Source organism: Vibrio sp. V23_P3S9T160, assembly GCF_963886625.1.
GTDB lineage: Bacteria > Pseudomonadota > Gammaproteobacteria > Enterobacterales > Vibrionaceae > Vibrio > Vibrio anguillarum.
The window spans coordinates 55,677-73,176 of sequence record NZ_CAWPDB010000127.1 but is presented as its reverse complement, the minus strand read 5'-3'; the positions used below and the strand labels follow the sequence as shown (position 1 = coordinate 73,176).

General features: G+C 46.1%; 16 protein-coding genes. All 16 read left to right on the top strand.

Annotation, left to right across the window (positions count from 1 at the left end):
- Positions 1 to 10: 10 nt before the first annotated feature.
- The gene (locus tag AACU59_RS10360; RefSeq protein ID WP_094145296.1) at positions 11 to 1,453 is read left to right on the top strand and encodes an MSHA biogenesis protein MshI; all 1,443 of its coding nucleotides are present in this window, start codon (positions 11 to 13) and stop codon (positions 1,451 to 1,453) included.
- Positions 1,450 to 2,094 carry a type II secretion system protein GspM gene (gene gspM, locus AACU59_RS10355; RefSeq protein ID WP_094145297.1) on the top strand — a complete coding sequence of 215 codons (645 nt, stop codon included), beginning with the start codon at positions 1,450 to 1,452 and terminating at the stop codon, positions 2,092 to 2,094. Before AACU59_RS10360 ends, gspM begins: the two co-directional genes overlap by 4 nt.
- On the top strand, positions 2,084 to 2,410 hold the full coding sequence (locus AACU59_RS10350; protein ID WP_094145298.1) for an MSHA biogenesis protein MshK: 327 nt from the start codon (positions 2,084 to 2,086) through the stop codon (positions 2,408 to 2,410). The genes gspM and AACU59_RS10350 overlap by 11 nt, the downstream gene beginning before the upstream one ends.
- A gap of 14 nt (positions 2,411 to 2,424) precedes the next feature.
- On the top strand, positions 2,425 to 4,053 hold the full coding sequence (gene mshL, locus AACU59_RS10345; RefSeq protein ID WP_094145300.1) for a pilus (MSHA type) biogenesis protein MshL: 1,629 nt from the start codon (positions 2,425 to 2,427) through the stop codon (positions 4,051 to 4,053).
- A 5-nt stretch (positions 4,054 to 4,058) separates the two neighbouring features.
- Positions 4,059 to 4,904 carry an ExeA family protein gene (locus AACU59_RS10340; protein WP_161437744.1) on the top strand — a complete coding sequence of 282 codons (846 nt, stop codon included), beginning with the start codon at positions 4,059 to 4,061 and terminating at the stop codon, positions 4,902 to 4,904.
- Positions 4,901 to 6,010 (top strand): tetratricopeptide repeat protein, encoded by a 1,110-nt coding sequence (locus tag AACU59_RS10335; RefSeq protein WP_094145318.1) that lies wholly within the window; start codon positions 4,901 to 4,903, stop codon positions 6,008 to 6,010. Before AACU59_RS10340 ends, AACU59_RS10335 begins: the two co-directional genes overlap by 4 nt.
- Positions 6,000 to 7,724, top strand: a complete 1,725-nt coding sequence (locus tag AACU59_RS10330) for a GspE/PulE family protein (protein ID WP_094145317.1) — start codon at positions 6,000 to 6,002, stop codon at positions 7,722 to 7,724. Before AACU59_RS10335 ends, AACU59_RS10330 begins: the two co-directional genes overlap by 11 nt.
- Positions 7,725 to 7,736: 12 nt before the next feature.
- Positions 7,737 to 8,954: a type II secretion system F family protein gene (locus tag AACU59_RS10325; RefSeq protein WP_013857883.1), complete on the top strand. Its 1,218-nt coding sequence runs from the start codon at positions 7,737 to 7,739 to the stop codon at positions 8,952 to 8,954.
- A gap of 10 nt (positions 8,955 to 8,964) precedes the next feature.
- Positions 8,965 to 9,426 carry a hypothetical protein gene (locus tag AACU59_RS10320; protein ID WP_017050659.1) on the top strand — a complete coding sequence of 154 codons (462 nt, stop codon included), beginning with the start codon at positions 8,965 to 8,967 and terminating at the stop codon, positions 9,424 to 9,426.
- A 95-nt stretch (positions 9,427 to 9,521) separates the two neighbouring features.
- Complete coding sequence (locus tag AACU59_RS10315; RefSeq protein ID WP_013857881.1) at positions 9,522 to 10,097, top strand: prepilin-type N-terminal cleavage/methylation domain-containing protein; 576 nt, start codon at positions 9,522 to 9,524, stop codon at positions 10,095 to 10,097.
- Positions 10,098 to 10,134: 37 nt separating this feature from the next.
- On the top strand, positions 10,135 to 10,629 hold the full coding sequence (locus AACU59_RS10310) for a type II secretion system protein (protein WP_094145316.1): 495 nt from the start codon (positions 10,135 to 10,137) through the stop codon (positions 10,627 to 10,629).
- A gap of 142 nt (positions 10,630 to 10,771) precedes the next feature.
- Positions 10,772 to 11,269: a prepilin-type N-terminal cleavage/methylation domain-containing protein gene (locus AACU59_RS10305; protein WP_094145315.1), complete on the top strand. Its 498-nt coding sequence runs from the start codon at positions 10,772 to 10,774 to the stop codon at positions 11,267 to 11,269.
- Positions 11,259 to 11,816, top strand: a complete 558-nt coding sequence (locus tag AACU59_RS10300) for a type IV pilus modification PilV family protein (protein ID WP_172858984.1) — start codon at positions 11,259 to 11,261, stop codon at positions 11,814 to 11,816. The genes AACU59_RS10305 and AACU59_RS10300 overlap by 11 nt, the downstream gene beginning before the upstream one ends.
- Positions 11,816 to 12,586 carry a PilW family protein gene (locus AACU59_RS10295; protein ID WP_094145312.1) on the top strand — a complete coding sequence of 257 codons (771 nt, stop codon included), beginning with the start codon at positions 11,816 to 11,818 and terminating at the stop codon, positions 12,584 to 12,586. Before AACU59_RS10300 ends, AACU59_RS10295 begins: the two co-directional genes overlap by 1 nt.
- Positions 12,558 to 12,977, top strand: coding sequence for an MSHA biogenesis protein MshP (locus AACU59_RS10290; RefSeq protein WP_094145311.1), 420 nt, complete (start codon positions 12,558 to 12,560; stop codon positions 12,975 to 12,977). The genes AACU59_RS10295 and AACU59_RS10290 overlap by 29 nt, the downstream gene beginning before the upstream one ends.
- The gene (locus AACU59_RS10285; protein ID WP_094145310.1) at positions 12,974 to 17,386 is read left to right on the top strand and encodes a DUF6701 domain-containing protein; all 4,413 of its coding nucleotides are present in this window, start codon (positions 12,974 to 12,976) and stop codon (positions 17,384 to 17,386) included. The genes AACU59_RS10290 and AACU59_RS10285 overlap by 4 nt, the downstream gene beginning before the upstream one ends.
- The last annotated feature ends 114 nt before the right edge of the window (positions 17,387 to 17,500 follow it).

Here is a 17,500-nt window from a genome sequence, read left to right as displayed (position 1 = left end):
GCGAACCTATATGAATCTTCAGTCACTGATTGATAAATTAAAACCATCTAAAGCGACGTTGCGGCAATTGTTCGTTGTCGTAAGACCTGATGCTCTCTATTTCTCGGCTTTGGATGATGCGACTTTGCCGACAGAGATCCCGCTTGATGGTGCAACGTGGCAACAGGTACTCTTTCACGCACTCAAACCGCTCAACATCAAGGGCACGGTAATTAACCTTGTCCTCCATGCTCATTTTTATCAAACTTATCAAATAGAAAAACCGCAGTTACCCAAAGAAGAGTGGTCAGTCGCCCTGCCATTTTTATTGAAAGATCTGGTGACAGAGAAAGTCACTGACATCATCGCTGATGCTTTTCCGTTACCCGCAGATAATAAAATTCAAGCCTACGTGGTCTCAAAACGCACGGTATTGGAAGTGGCGTCGCAACTGAGTGCGATGGGTTTAGAGTTAGGCAAAGTAATTCCCGAAGATGAAGTGTGGGCGAGAAGTGCCGGTGATCTTGAGCATTTTTTGCTGTTACAGCGCAGTAAAAACAGCAGTTTTAAGTTTGACGCATTTGTGGATCGAAAATGCTGTTTTCAACGAACGATGAGAGGTGTTGTCTCTCCCATTACTGGTGTTGCCAGCTCGGTTTTACAGCTCGATGGTTTAGCGTTAGAACTGCAACGTTCGATTGATTACCTTTCCTCGCAGCTTAAAGGTGCCTCATTACATCAGCTAAAAGTGCTGTGTGATGAAGAAGCGCAGCAAGAGTTGGTCGATGCATTAAATGAACGCCTAAATGTCAAAGTTTCCCTGCTTGATGAGCGGTTACCGAGTTCGGCACATCTGCTGGTGGAGCAAGTGACTCGCATTGACGATTCAATGCTCAACTTATACCCGGCGCATCTTAAGCCGAAGAAAGAGTATTTTTCACTGTCCATGGTCTGCGCGATTTGGGGCATTGTCGCTTTAGTGATGCTATTGGCATATGCCGGTTATCAATGGCAAAATAGCCAATTGAAACAGCAGCTACAAGCAAAACAAGCGCAAAATAAAGCCCTTGCTGCTGAATTAGAAACGACCAAACAGAAAGTTGATAAGCATAAGCCATCGGTTGAAAAAATAGCGGCGATTGAGCGTTTGAAGCAGCAAATTAAGGGCAAACAAGCCACATTGGATTCGATTAATGAGTTTGACCAATCACAACAGGTCGGTTACTCAGGAGTCATGCGTTCGCTCGCCACACTCAGCCGTGATGATATTTCATTAACGACCATTACCATCCATCATGAGCAGCTCGATTTGCAAGGCTTGGCTAGAGAGGCGAAAGATATTCCAAACTGGTTAAGTCAGTTTAAAAGCGAACTGAACCTAGTGGGACGTAGTTTTGAAAAGTTAAAAATTGCGCGCAATGAGCAAGGCATTCTCATCTTTGATCTTAAAACTAAAGCGGAGGATAGCCAATGAATTGGCAGAGCATCAGCAACAAATTCTTAGCCATCAGTTCGCGTGAAAAAATGTTGATCGCCCTGTGTGGCTTAGTGGTGATTACACTGCTCTTGTTTAGCTTGTTACTTGAACCCGCGATGAAATCGGTGGCGGCTAATCGGTTACAGCTTCAGTCTGTTGAGCAGATGAACCAGCGAATGCAAGGTGAAATTCTGTTATTGACTGCTAAACTTAATAAAGATCCGAATCAAGAGATTAATCTAGAATTCAAACAGTTAATGGCGCAGAGCCAAACTCTCTCGCTTGAGCTGGCAGCATTGGTTGATTCACTGATTACACCCGCGAAGATGGCGCAATTGCTTGAAAGTGTTTTGGCAACCAGCCAAGACTTGACTTTGGTCTCCATGGAGTCATTAGCAGCAGAGCCGATTGCAAATAACAACCAATCATCTGAATATTCAGGTTATTATGTTCATCCTGTGAGATTGGAGTTCACCGGTAATTACTTCGCGATATTGAATTATTTGACCAATTTAGAAAGTTTACCGATGAAGTATTATTGGCGTCATTTCCAATACAAGGTAGAAAGTTACCCCCAAGCTAGAGTCATTATGGAAGTGTACACATTAGGCATTAGACAGGAGTTTATTGGTGGTTAGATCCGTTTTTTCACTGCTGTTGATGTGTGTTGTATGCAGCAGTTGGGCAGCGCAAGATCCTACCGCGCCATTAGGTTGGGCGAGTGAGATCGCATCACCTGCCAATAAGGCAGAAACCTACCCGCTACCTAAGTTGCAAAGTATTGTATGCCAGCAAAGCACACCTTGTGTGACAGTGCTTAACGATCAAGTGGTTGGCATCGGAGAGTCGCTATTTGGCTACACAGTAGAAGCCATTGAACCACAGCAAGTGACCCTTTCTCGCAGAGGAAAGACGTGGGATTTAGGCCTCTTTTCTCTGGACATCAAGCAGTAAGGTATAGAAATCGTATGCGTAAAATCGTATTAGGCGTAGTCATCGTATCCTTAATGGGCTGTTCTATGGGGCATCGCGATCCAGTTGAGATGAAACAGTCTTTGAATCAGGCGATTAATGAAGCCAATAGCCGAAATCTAGCCGTTCTACCGGCCTCCGTAGAAGCTGACTTGATGCCTGACATTGAGGGAATCACAGCGCGCAGTCAAGAAACGGTGAAACGCTTTCGTATCCAAGCTGATAATGTTGATGCAAGGGTATTTTTTGCCAGTTTAGTTAAAGGGACTGAGTTTAGTGCCGCCATCCACCCTGAAGTTGCTGGAAGTGTAACGGTAAATCTAACTGACGTGACTTTGGATGATGTATTGGCCGTCGTTCGTGACATGTATGGCTATGAAATTATCAAAAAGGGTAAAGTAATTCAGGTTTATCCGTCAGGCCTGCGTACGGTGACTATCCCGGTCGATTATCTACAACTTAAACGTACGGGTCGTTCTTTAACCTCCATCACCACCGGTACAATCACTAATACAGATACCGGTTCTAGTTCCTCGAGTAGTTCTAGCTCAAATTCCAGTTCTAATTCCAATTCGAGTAACTCATCTAGTAATTCTAAAGGTGGAACGGAAATTGAAACCACCAGTGAAAGTGATTTTTGGCCACAACTTGAAAATGCGGTAGCACATTTGATTGGTTCGGGTAAAGGGCAAGGCGTTGTTGTGACTCCACAAGCGAGCGTAATCACTGTTCGAGCCTACCCAGATGAAATACGTGAAGTGCGAGAGTTTCTAGGCATTTCCCAACAGCGTTTGCAGCGACAAGTGATCCTTGAGGCGAAAATTTTAGAAGTCACCTTGAGCGATGGCTACCAGCAAGGGATCAATTGGTCAAATATGTCGTTTGGCAATGGTGACGTAGTGATTAATAAGGTCGGTAGTGCCGCTTCGTTGCTACCGGGGATGGATGCGATTGGCACTCTGCTGCAAGGCCAAACCAATGTCACTATTTCGGATGGCAGTTTTGAAGCGGTACTTAATTTCATGGGCACTCAGGGTGATTTGAATGTCCTGTCCAGCCCAAGAGTGACCGCGGCTAACAACCAAAAAGCGGTGATCAAAGTCGGCACCGATGAATATTACGTCACCGATGTGACAGGTGTAGTCGGAAATGGCGAGAACTCTAATGTCGCACCAGATGTTCAACTCACGCCATTTTTCTCGGGCATATCGCTTGATGTGACGCCACAAATTGATGATCAAGGCAATGTGCTCTTGCACGTTCATCCTGCTGTGATTGAGGTGGCAGAACAGAATAAACAGATTGATTACGGAAACACCAAGATCATTTTACCATTGGCGCGCAGTACCATTCGCGAATCAGACTCGGTGATCCGCGCGCAAGATGGTGACGTGGTGGTGATTGGCGGATTGATGAAATCCAACACCACTAACCGAGTATCTAAAGTTCCATTTTTGGGGGATTTACCCGGTTTAGGATATCTGTTTCGTAACACCTCTGAGCTGACTGAGAAAACCGAATTAGTGATTTTGCTTAAACCAACGGTTGTGGGTGTTAATACCTGGCAAAAAGAGCTCGAACGCTCGCGTGAACTACTACAGGAGTGGTTCCCAGACGAAGAATAAACATCATGTATCTTGAACACTTTGGTTTTGAGCAACTGCCTTTTCATCTCACGCCTAATACATCACTGTTTTTAGGCTTAGCGCCACATTATGAGGCGATTCAGACCGTGAGTGCCGCCATTGATTTAGGCGAAGGAGTGATCAAGATAACCGGAGAAGTCGGAACCGGAAAAACCATGGTGTGTCGTATGTTGATCAATTATTTACATAATCATATTGCACTGATTTACTTACCCAACCCAGCGCTTAATGGTCGAGAACTTCGCCAAGCTGTCGCCAGCGAACTAGGCCTTAGTAAGCAAGATGATGCGTATATTGTTGATCGTATTCAGCAACAATTGATTGTGCTAAAGCAGCAGGGGAAACGAGTAGTCGCGATTGTTGATGAAGCACAAGCGTTACCAGACGATGCATTAGAAGTGCTGCGTTTATTCGGCAATTTAGAAACAGAATACACAAAGTTGTTGCAACTGGTGTTGATCGGCCAACCAGAGCTCGATGAGCGTTTAGCACAGCACCATCTGCGCCAATTTCGCCAACGAATTACTTTTAGCGCTTATCTGCGGCCGCTCTCTTTAGATGAAACAGTCGCTTATATCGAGAGCCGCTTGAGCAAAGCCGGAGGCGATGCGCAACTGTTTAATCTTGAACAGAAAAAAGCGTTGTGGCGAGCCAGTTATGGTACACCTCGTTTGATTAACCAAGTGTGTCACAAAGCTCTGTTGCTGGCTTTTACGCAAAACGACAGCACGATTCGCAATCAGCACCTATTTACAGCGATTCACGATACGTTTGATACCTGTAAGCCTAAGTTTAAACGCCCTTTTATGTGGGGATGGAGTCAATCATGAGTGCGATGAACGATGCACTATCAAAACTGGCACAAGCGCAACGCCAATCGGTGGTGAACTTGCAACCAGCGCAAGTTGCGAAAGTAAAACGCAGCCGCGCTTGGTTGTGGATGGTGGCCGGGTTTGCTGCCAGCTTAGCGGTCGGTGGATGGGCGGTGTCACAGCAGCAAGCTATGGTTGATCAAGCTAGCCAAACAGTAGTCAGTCAAACACTGCTCAATCAAGCGATAGTGAATGAACCTGAGAGCCTGTTGTTAGAGGTTGATGAGCGAAGCTCTTCGCCTGCGCTTGTTTCCCCGACCACCAAAATTGTTCCGGTTCACCGTCCCGTTTACCAAACTGCCGTTGTTGCAGTAGACAAAAAAACGTCAAATTCAGCAATGCCCACAGTGACGGTTAAACGAGATTCGGCCTTAGCCAATCAACAGCCGTTGCATTCTAACCGTGCGGTCGCGCTCGGTGCTGAAAGTGGCCAAGAAATCTCAAGTGTTTTTATTGAACAAGTGGATTTGACGCCAGAGCAACTGGCGATAAAAGCAATGAGCCGCGCTGATAAAGCCGTGGACAGCAATGAGCTCAAAGAGGCATTGGATGCCTACAGTGAAGTGCTACGCTTCACCCCAGATAATGAACTCGCCCGTCAAAAATTATCCGCGCTCTATTACGGTAAAGGCGATGCACGTAAAGCTTTTGAAATTTTACAAAGCGGTATAAAGCTCAATCATAACGGAGAAAGTTTGCGGATCGCGTTGGCTAAATTGTTGATTAAAGAGAAGCAGAGTGAAGCGGCGTTAACCCCTCTAGTTCATTTACCTGACAATGCTTCGATCGATTATCTCTCGCTAAGGGCAGCCTTGGCACAAAAAGCCAAGCAAGATTCACTCGCATTAGAAAGCTATCAACGCTTAGTCAAGCTTGATGCTGAGAACGCACGCTGGTGGTTAGGGCTTGCGATAGCACAAGAGCGTACGATGGATTTTCAGGCGGCCAAATATACCTACCAACAAGCGCTTGCGAAAGTTGGCCTTTCGAGTCAGTCGCAACTGTTTATTCGTGATCGCCTAGTCGTACTAAGCAGTTTAGAGGAGAGTGCGAGTGCAAATTAAGCTACGAAAACGCTTAGGTGATCTGCTGGTTGAAGAAGGGATCATCACTGAAAATCAAGTGGAACAAGCGCTCGCTGCGCAAAAACGCAGTGGACGTAAACTGGGTGATACGCTGATCGAACTCGGCTTTTTGTCAGAGCAGCAGATGTTGAGCTTCTTATCGCAGCAACTTTCGCTGCCGCTGATTGATCTCAGCCGAGCCAATGTCGATATTGATGCAGTGCAGCTCCTCCCGGAAGTGCATGCACGCCGTTTACGCGCCTTAATCATTGGCAAAAATGGCGACACGCTGCGCATCGCAATGAGTGATCCGGCGGATCTGTTTGCTCAAGAATCTCTGCTTACTCAATTACCCCAATACAGTTTTGAATTTGTTATTGCTCCAGAAAAACAATTGGTTGAAGGGTTTGATCGTTACTATCGCCGCACCAAAGAGATTGCGTCTTTTGCCGAGCAGCTACAACTGGAACACCAAGGCAATACCGCTTTTGATTTCGATATCGGTGATGATGACAGCGATGAAGTGACCGTTGTTAAGCTCATCAACTCTCTATTTGAAGATGCGATTCAGGTTGGGGCGTCTGATATTCATATCGAACCTGATGCCAATGTATTGCGTTTGCGCCAGCGGATTGATGGGGTATTACACGAAACCCTACTCAATGAAACCAACATCGCTTCGGCTTTAGTGCTGCGTTTAAAATTGATGGCCAATCTTGATATCTCAGAAAAACGCCTCCCACAAGATGGCCGTTTTAATATCCGAGCCAAAGGCCAATCGGTCGATATTCGTATGTCGACCATGCCAGTACAATACGGTGAGTCGGTGGTGATGCGTTTGCTCAACCAATCATCCGGAGTTCGTAAACTGGAAGAGTCAGGTATTCCTGACGATATTTTGCGGCGTTTACGTCATCAACTTAAACGTCCACACGGCATGATCTTAGTAACCGGCCCAACCGGCTCAGGGAAAACGACGACGCTGTACGGCGCGTTATCAGAGCTCAATGTTCCCGGTAAAAAAATCATTACCGCAGAAGATCCGGTTGAGTACCGATTGCCACGCATCAGCCAAGTGCAGATCAACCCTAAAATTGACCTTGATTTCTCAACGGTGCTGAGAACCTTTTTGCGTCAAGACCCGGACATTATTCTAGTCGGGGAGATGCGCGATCAAGAAACGGTTGAAATTGGTTTGCGCGCGGCCTTAACCGGCCACTTAGTGTTGAGCACCTTACACACCAATGATGCGGTTGATAGCGCCTTGCGCATGATGGACATGGGCGCACCGGGCTATTTAGTGGCCAGCGCCGTGCGGGCGGTGGTTGCCCAACGTTTAGTGCGTAAAGTTTGCCCCGATTGTAAAGCGGTGGATGAGGTTGATGAAGCCCGTAAACAGTGGCTGACGGTGCGTTTCCCAAATCAAGTTGAAGCGGCTTTTACGCGTGGGCGTGGGTGCCAGAACTGCAATTTGACGGGGTACCGTGGGCGAATTGGGGTTTTTGAAATGCTAGAACTTGAACACGAGATGATGGATGCGCTGCGCGCCAACGATGCGGTTAGTTTTGCGCAAGCCGCTCGTCAGTCGAAGCAATACAAACCGCTGCTAGCTTCGGCGATGGAGTTGGCGCTACAAGGGGTTGTCAGTTTAGATGAAGTGATGAGCTTAGGTGAAGGTGATTCATCCGGCATCATTCAAGCCATCTATCTATAGTTAAGGTTACTCATGCCAACGTATCGTTATCAGGGTCGAAATTTAGATGGTAGCAAAACCTCGGGGCATGTTGACGCGCCGACAGAAGAGCTCGCGGCGGAAGCGCTATTTAACAAAGGCGTGATTCCGACCTTAATTTCGTCAGACCAAGGGGCTGATTTTTCGATTGATTGGAAATCGCTGTTTACCCCAAGTGTGCCACTTGAGGTGTTGGTAATCTTCTGTCGTCAGCTTTACAGCTTGACCAAGGCGGGAGTGCCGCTGCTGCGCTCGATGAAAGGACTTATCCAAAATTGTGCCAATAAACAGCTTAAAGAAGCATTGGAAGCGGTTAGTAATGAGCTAACCAACGGGCGCAGTTTATCGAGCTCAATGCAGATGTACCCGAAAGTCTTTAGCCCGTTGTTTGTGTCGATGATCCACGTCGGTGAGAACACAGGGCGGCTCGATGAAGCTTTGCTGCAATTGTCTCATTACTACGAGCAAGAAGTCGAAACTCGTAAACGGATTAAAACGGCGATGCGTTATCCGAGTTTTGTCATCAGCTTTATTTTGGTCGCGATGTTCATTCTCAACGTTAAAGTGATCCCACAATTTACTAGTATGTTTAGCCGTTTCGGGGTTGATTTACCGCTGCCAACTCGCATTTTAATTGGTATGTCAGATTTCTTTGTCAACTACTGGCCGATGATGATAGGCGTATTGCTTGGGTGTTTATTTGCTTTCAGAGCTTGGTTGAGCACAGCCGCAGGGCGTCAAAAGTGGGATAAGTTTCGCTTAAGAATGCCAATTGTCGGCGGCATAGTGAACCGAGCGCAATTGGCGCGTTTTTCTCGAACTTTTGCCTTGATGTTGAAAGCGGGGGTGCCGTTAAACCAATCGATAGCATTATCTGCCGAAGCGTTGGATAACAAATTTCTAGAATCTCGCCTGTTAGAAATGAAAGCTGCCATTGAAGCGGGAACAAGCGTATCCACCACCGCGGTAAACGCCAATATTTTTACGCCATTAGTTATTCAGATGATTTCGGTGGGTGAAGAGACAGGGCGCATTGATGAGTTGCTACTTGAAGTCGCGGACTTCTACGATAGAGAGGTGGATTACGATCTCAAAACCCTCACCGCGCGCATAGAGCCGATTTTATTGGTGATTGTCGCCGCTATGGTGTTGGTGCTGGCACTTGGCATCTTTTTGCCAATGTGGGGAATGCTCGACGCGATCAAAGGATAAAGGTTGTCAGATGAAAACGGCGATAGAGCGTTCTCAGTTCGTAATTTGGGGGTTGATTGTCTTTGTTCTTTTGATGGCTTTGCTATCAGCATGGCAGTCGATAGAAAAAGAAGCCAATCAAACCGCATTAGCGATGGCGAGCAGTAAAATCGTAGAAAGTGCCAATTTTTATAAGCAAGATTGGTTATTAAAGGGGCGGCCCTCAACTTTAATCGCGAATGGTCGATTACTCAATATGAGCGCAACGGGCTGGGTATTACCATTGGCTGAGAATGAATCAAGTATAGATTGTCGTTATTGGTTAAGCCTGCTATACCCAGATGAACAACTGCTTGAAAGCAAAGTGATTTCAATTGAATCGGCACATCAAGCAAATCAGTATCAATGTCGCTATGTTTACAGCCAAAAACAGGTGATAACCATTGAACTTTTAAGGGATAAGTTTACAGTAAGCGTCGATTTTTCAGCATGAGTTTTCGACATAAACAGTGAAATGGGCACTCGCCCCGTAGCGATGCGAGAACAAGTGCGTATAATACACGGTAATAACAAAGAGATAGGTAGAGCATGGATAACAAACAAACGGGCTTTTCCTTAGTTGAATTAGTCGTAGTGATTGTGGTTGTCGGCTTATTGGCCGTTGCAGCGCTACCCCGCTTTTTAGATGTCACTGATGAAGCGAAAAAAGCCAGCATCGAAGGGGTTGCCGGTGGTTTTGCTACTGGTGTTCTATCGGCGCGTGCTCAGTGGGAAGCTCAGGCAAGAACCTCTGTGACTTTGGGCTCGGAAAAACAAAACACCGTCAACTATGATGGTGTCAATTTCTGGCTGACTCGCTCTACAGATAGCAGCGGTGCTGCGACAGGTTTTAGGGATGGTTATCCGTTGGCGCTCAATACCGATAATACCAGTTATCCAGCGGCGATTACGGATCAGTCATGTATTGATTTAATGGATAATTTGCTGCAAAACCCACCAAAAGTTGACACAGTCGCTAATGCAGCCAATAACGCTAATGTAAAATATTCAGCACAAGCCGATGACGGTCAAGCCACTTGTACTTATGTGCAAAAAGAGGGTGGAACCGCGCACCAGTTTGTGTATGAGATAAAAACTGGTCGTGTGACCGTCACTTTGCAGTAAGTCTGCGCATTGATTAAAACATAGAGAGAAAGTAACTATGAAAAGACAAAACGGTTTCACCCTAATCGAACTTGTGGTTGTGATTGTCATTCTCGGCATTCTCGCCGTCACCGCTGCGCCACGTTTTTTGAATTTGCAAGATGATGCGCGTGAGGCTTCTCTTGAAGGCCTCAGAGGTGCGGTTGCTGGAGCAATGGGAATATCTTATGGGCGAGCAGCTATTAGTGGTATTGAAACTCAAGCTGTTAGTAGTGCCAATCTAACTGCAACCACTATAGATGGTGTTGTATATAGCTATGGGTATCCGACAGCAGCAACAGGGGGGATTATTGCAGCTGTAGATCTTTCTTCTGATTTCGTTGTTTTGGATTCCGATAATGATGATGCTGCTGATCATACTAACGCCACAATCGATATTGGCTTGTCTGGATATACATCCCAGTGTGTCCGTTATACTGCTGCAACGAGTTCAAATGTAGCAGTAGCTGCAGTTATTAGCGGTGCTGCCGGTTCTGCTTGTGGTATGCAATAGCGAATAGTAAAGGCCAGCATGCTGGCCTTTATTTTATCTATAACGAGAGTTATTTCTCACCCACAAAAGTCAGTAAAACTTAAGCCCACTACGGAAATTTCTTATATACTTTAAGCACTTGTTTTTTCGCTAGAGGTATAAAATGCAGCAACATTTAGCAGCACGGCGTGGTTTTACGTTGATCGAACTGGTCGTGGTAATTGTGCTGCTGGGCATTGTGGCTGTATATGCAGCAAGCCGTTATACCGGTATCTCCTCCTTTTCAAGCGTGACCACACAAAGCGAAGTGTTGGCCTCACTGCGTTTGACCCAAAACCGCGCCATGCAGCGCACCGACCTCTGTAATCGCTGGTTGGTCAGCAATAATCAAGCGCAGCAAGTATCTCCTTCCGTTTCTGCTGGTGCTTGCACCACTTCACTACCAAGTACGCTGGCAGACAGCAGTTTTGTCGATGCGGCAGAAAACGATATAACCCTGACGTTAATCAATAACGATGGCAGCTATTTTTTAGATTTTGATAGTTTAGGCCGTGCCGCGCAGTGCTTAACGGCAAACTGCACCGTTACCTTAAATAATCTGCAATCGGGTGAATCTCGCCAAGTGTGCATCAATAGTGAGGGGTACATTTATGCGTGTTAACGCGCCGCGCGGGTTTACTCTCATTGAGATGATCATCGTTATCACAGTGACAGCAATAGCCATGACAGGCATCACGGCCGCGCTTTATCCTCGCTCGCAACAAAGCGCTGAACAGGTGCTAGCAGTAAAAGCCGCCGAGTTAGGCCGCGCGGTCATGGATGAAGTGATGGGCCGAGCCTTTGACGAAAAATCCGGCCCCAATGGCGGATTGCCTGAGTGTTTACTCAGCGGAACGGTAGAGAAAATGTGCACTGCTCATGACGCTTTGGGTAAGGATAGTGAAGTGAGTATTAACCAATACAACGATGTCGATGATTTTATCACGGCTCAGCCAAGGCCAATTGAAGATGTGCTCGGCACACTGTTAGATACGACCAGTTATCGAGGCTTTGCTGCGGCGATCAATGTATTTTATGAACAGGACAGTGGTGGGCAACTAAGCGGAGTGAACGCTAACCAACTGACTCACTATAAACGCGTATCTGTGGTGATCATTGACCCGAAGGGTAATCGTTACCCGTTTGCGGCGATTAAGGGCAATTTCTGATGCGTGGTTTTACCCTGATTGAAATGGTGATTACGATTATTCTGTTGTCGGTGGTCGGGCTATTTTTAGGCTCTGTGATCCGCCAAAGTATGGGTATTTATGTTGATACCACCGCCCGCGAAGCTTTGATCCAACAAGGGCGCTTTATTACTGAGCGGCTGAGCCGAGAACTGCGTGAAGCGGTGCCAAACAGCGTGTTGGTGGAAAATGGTTGCATTGAGTTTTTACCGATCACTGACAGCGCGATCTACAGCGAGCTGCCAACCGTGCAATCGCCTTCGGCTGCGGTGCGTTTATTGCCGATCGACAAAAAGGTACTCAATGGCGATCGTCTGGTCGTGTTTCCAACCAACGCCGCTTCGCTACGCCAAACGCCAAGTGCCAGCGGGCAAACAGCGCAAGTAAACGCAGATGTGGATTTTACATCAACCAACAACACAAGCATGGTCGATGTAGCCTTGACACAACAGACTGGGTTTGTAATTCAATCGCCAGCTAAGCGAGTCTATTTTTATCGCACGCCAGTGGCTTTTTGTTATCAGAACAATCGTATTTATCGTTACGCGGATTACACGCTTAATCGCAGTGCGCTCAGCCCTGAACAGCTTGGCACTCCAGTATTGATGTCTGAAAACATTAGCCAAGCTAATTTTCACGTCACACAGCCCGAGCTACAACGCAACGGCTTAGTGAAAATTGAACTGACATTTTCCGACCGCGGCGAGGAGGTAAAGTTTGACCATGATGCGCTTATCTACAACACGCCGTAAACAGCAAGGCAGCGGCTTAGTATTGGTTATCTTTATCATTGTGGTGGTCGGCTTTGTTGCATCGGTCGCTAACCGTAATCAACAGCGCAATAGCCAGCAATTGGTTTCGATGGTGTTAGGGACAAGGGCTGAAATGGCGGCGCGATCGGCGATCAACGTTGAACTGAGTCGTTTTTATCAAACGACAACCGACGGCAGTTGCCATACTAATTCTGTACAATCACTCACGTTTGAAGGTGAAGGATTAGCACAATGTAGTGCACAGGTTAAATGTAATTTGGTGGGTACAATGGATGATGGCCGTACTGTCTATCAACTGACTTCAACCGGGCGCTGTCAGTCTGGCGATTGGATGTTGCAGCGAGTTATTGAAGTGGGGGTGAAAAAGTGATCCACTATAAATGGCTGATTAGCTTACTGCTCATGAGCGGTGGGGTTTGTGCCCAACAATATAATTTATCCAATAATCAATATCCTCCTTGTAATACCTCGTGGCAAAAATCTGGCAACACTTATACCTGTAGCGGTAATGGTCAAGTGACGTTAAATGATGGTGATGTGATTGTCGCCGATGTTGACTCAACACTGATCGCCAATGACGGTTTTTATTTGATTAATAACCAAGTGGGTAACGCATCAAATAGGATAAGTCTGCAAGCGAACTACGGAGCGATAGCCAGCCAAGGCTCTCAAAATACGATTTATGGGGATGTTTCAGCCAACAGCAGCAACGTAACTTTCAATAACACCAATTTAATTGGTAATGTTACGACGGGAGGAAACGTCACTATCAACGGTGGTAGCGTGCAGGGTAATTTAACCAGTAATGATCGAACGGTTGTTATTACTGGAGCAAACGTGGTTGGTAATATTACGGCGCAATCAGGCATTGTCATTACAGGAAGTGTGTATAGCGGTAATATTACGATGACCTCTAATAACTCAGTGACGTTTAATTCGGTGGATATGACTTCCGGTTCAGTATCAGGGGCAAGTCATTTCACGGCAAACAATAGCCAGCTAGGAAGGCCTGATTCTCAGGTCAGTATTAATACTACCTCTAACGATATCACCTTAAATGACTCAACGGCTTATGGTGATTTTAATGCGGCAATTAATAATGCTGGTGGCCAAGTTAATGTCAACAATAGTTCAATTACTGGTACATGTTCCCCCATATCTAATCCATTGAATGCTTGTGCCCCCTCCCCTGTAGCGCGCTATCATTTTGATGAAGTGCAATGGAGTGGGGCTTTCAATGAAGTCAAGAATGCGTTTGGCTCTTCTCTTAACGGCCGCGCAATGAATGGAGCGCTTACCAGCTCTCAATCACCGGCGCTACCCGCCAATATTAATAATTACGGTACTTGTGGTTATGGCGAGTTTGTTGCCAACCAAAACCAATATGTACAAGTGGCTCATGATAGCCAGTTATCCTTCTCGGACCAGCTAACGATATCTGCGTGGGTGTACCCCGTCAGTCGCCCGGCGAATGGTGGCTTACATACCATAGTGGCGAAAGATACTAACTACGAATTCCACCTTGATAGCCAAGGGCGAGTTTTTTGGTATTGGGAGAGAAGTTCTGGCGGTGCCAATACATTAACCACATCCAATGTTATTCCGCTAAATACTTGGACTCATATCACCATTCGCTATAACCGCTCAGCAAGTAGTAATGAGAGACAAAAAATCTATATTAATGGTGTGGTTGCGGCGACAAACAGCGATAACCAACCACTCAAAACCAATACAGTGAATTTGGAGATTGGTCGAGATTACAATTCCGACAACAGAACTTTCTCCGGAAGGCTTGATGAGGTGGCTATTTATAATAAAGCTCTCACTGATAGTCAGATTGTCAATCTGTATAACGAACGCCATCTGTGCCAAAGTTCAGGGCTGCAATGTTTTAGCGATGATTTCCAAAGTCAGCCGTTGGATGAGCAGTGGCGAGTATTCAGTAGCAGTGGTAACTTTACGCCTTCAATCACCAATAATCGCATGCGATTAACACAAGCGGTGCAAAACCAAGCCACCGCTTCAACATTCCAACGCATTTTCCCTGCGGCAGGGAACCGTGTAGAGGTTGAATTTGACTATTTTGCCTATGGCGGTAATGGTGCTGATGGGGTGGCGATTGTTTTTTCTGATGCCTCTGTCACTCCTCAAGTTGGAGCATTTGGTGGTCCTTTAGGTTTTGGTTATAAAGTCAATGAGCAAAAACCCGGATTTGCGGGCGGCTGGTTAGGCATTGGATTGGATGAATATGGTAATTATTCGATTGAAGGTGGCGGGAATGGCCCAGGCCGCAGGCGGCAAGCTGTTGTATTAAGAGGTTCTGGTTCCGGCTATAGCGGTTATAACTATTTAGCAGGCACGTGTAATAACGGCACAACCAATACCAATGGAGATTGCCTAAATCCGAGGGTAGACAATACCAATGGTAATCCTCAGCACCGCTACCGAATTGTTATTGACTCAACTCAAGCTTCAACGTCGCTGGTGACCGTAAGCCGTAAAGTTGGCACTGACAGTTGGAAAACTTTAATTGGGCCAGTTAATGTGATGTCATTTGCGGCGCAACAAAATGTTCCTACGGATCTGTTTATGTCCATCACAGGTTCTACAGGCTCTTCGACTAATAACCATGAAATTGATAATTTCGAAGTCTGTGCGCTCAATTCTCGTCCAGTTGGTGAGCAAATTAATCACTTTCGCATCTCTTTGCCAGCACAAGGTTTAACTTGTGCAGCCTCTGACGTGTCTGTGACGGCGTGTGCCGATGAAAATTGCAATAACTTATTTACCGATCCGGTTATTGCTTATTTAGTCCCTAACTCTCTACCTAGTGCAACGGGCGGTTGGGTGAATGGTTCAACTATCTCATTTAGCAATGGGGTTGGTAACACCCAACTTAGGCGTAACAGCGCAGGTAATGTCACCGTTGATGTTTCTGGTTCCGTTCCCACGGCTATGTCTTTCAATAACACTTTATGCAGCCACAATGGGAATGCTGGCCCCTTTTTGGCCAGTAACTGCACGATGAACTTTGCTGACAGTGGCTTCATTTTGGATATACCTAATTCCTATGCCAATCAATCGGTAACTGGGACCATTAAAGCGGTACGAAAAGATAACGCTTCACAACTGTGTTTGCCTAGTTTTCAAAATGTACAAAAACCCGTTTCCTTTTGGAGTGATTACTTGAGTCCTAATGGGGGGCAAGGTTTTAGAGCTTTATCGGTTGGTGTGAATAGTGTGGCGGTAGGGCAGTCATCCAATACTGCGATGCCAGTGGTGCTCAATTTCAACCAAAATGGTGAGGCGAGCATTAACGTATCCTATCGTGAGGCTGGTAGCCTTGCTTTGAATGCCCGTTTAACGGGAAGTGGTGATGAGCAGGATTTGCAACTAACAGGTCAAACGACTTTTATACGAGTTCCTCGTGCGTTGGTGCTCAGCGCGACCAGCTATTATGGTGTTAGTGGAGCGTGTCCTAATGCCGATATTAGCTGTGATATTTTTGCTAGGGCGGATGAAAACTTTAATCTCAATATCAAAGCGGTTGCGGAGGCACCGATTGAGGATAATGATTTCACTAACAATTTAGGCGTGACAAACTATCAACAAGCAAACATTGAGCTTAAACATACTCTAATCGCACCAGCGACAGGCGTGCCCGGTGCTCTCGGCGAAGTTGAATATGATCACCAATTAGGTAGCTCGACGACTGTACAACAAAGAGTGAGTGAGGTTGGGGTGTTTGATTTCTCGCTGAATGCGCCAACGACGTATCTTGGACTCGATTTAGCGAGTGAGAATCTGCCGATTGCCGTTGCCTCAACGGGCCCGATAGGTCGTTTTATCCCAGCCTATTTTTCTCCTTCTTCGGTGGTGACCAGCTTACAGGCTGAGTGTGAGGTGACTTCTCCTAATGACGAATCGTTCAGTTATTTAGGACAACCGTTTGGATATAAAGAAAATCCGGGTATTTACTTACACCCAAAATCCGCGTCAGGCAGTGAAACGGTCAATTATTTCGACAGTGCTTGGTGGCGTTATGATCGGCAGTGGGACAATCGAATATATAACGATACTGTGAATAGTTTACCAATCAGCTTTGATAGCGATTTGACGAGTGTGAACCGAGTCAATGGCGTTGATTCTCGCATTGAACTCTCTGGGGAGATATTGAACTACCAAAAGCCACCACAACCAATAGTGCCTTTTAACAGCAAGTTAGATCTTACCCTCTTGGTATCCGATCTTACAGATCTTGATGGAGTTTGCTACCGCGAAACAGCCAGCAGTCCTTGCATAGACTATACGATTACAGATATTGATGATGAGATGAAATTGCGCTGGGGAAAACTGGTGATCCACGACACTTATGGCCCAGAAACGAGTGCGTTAAGTCAGCCAATCACGAGTGAATACTTCACTGCCAATGGCTTTGTTACCAATAGCTTTGATAGCTGTACAAGGTTACCAGATCTTGCGAATTTCACTTTAACGCCGACCGATCTAACTTTAGGTTCCGGTGGGGCTCCTGAAGTTTATCCTACTTTAGTCAGTCGAACGCTCGCTTTGGGTGCCGCGAATATCAACTTTACGGCTCCGGGAGCGGGTCATCAAGGATTCATTGATACTTTGCTTGATCTCAATGCTCATGGGTTGCCTTGGTTGCGTCCCTACAATGATCAAAATAGCGCGTTTGAAAATGAAGTCTCAGGCCGAGTACAGTTTGGATTGTACCGAGGCAGCGACCGGGTAATCTGGTGGCGTGAAAAAAATTAACCGGATAATTCACACAAATTCATGGAGATTTTTCTACCTAAGTTAGGAATCTGTTAGAAATTGCGTGTTTCAGTCCATGTTTATGCGTCAACGCCTTGCTGTGATCGCAAGGCA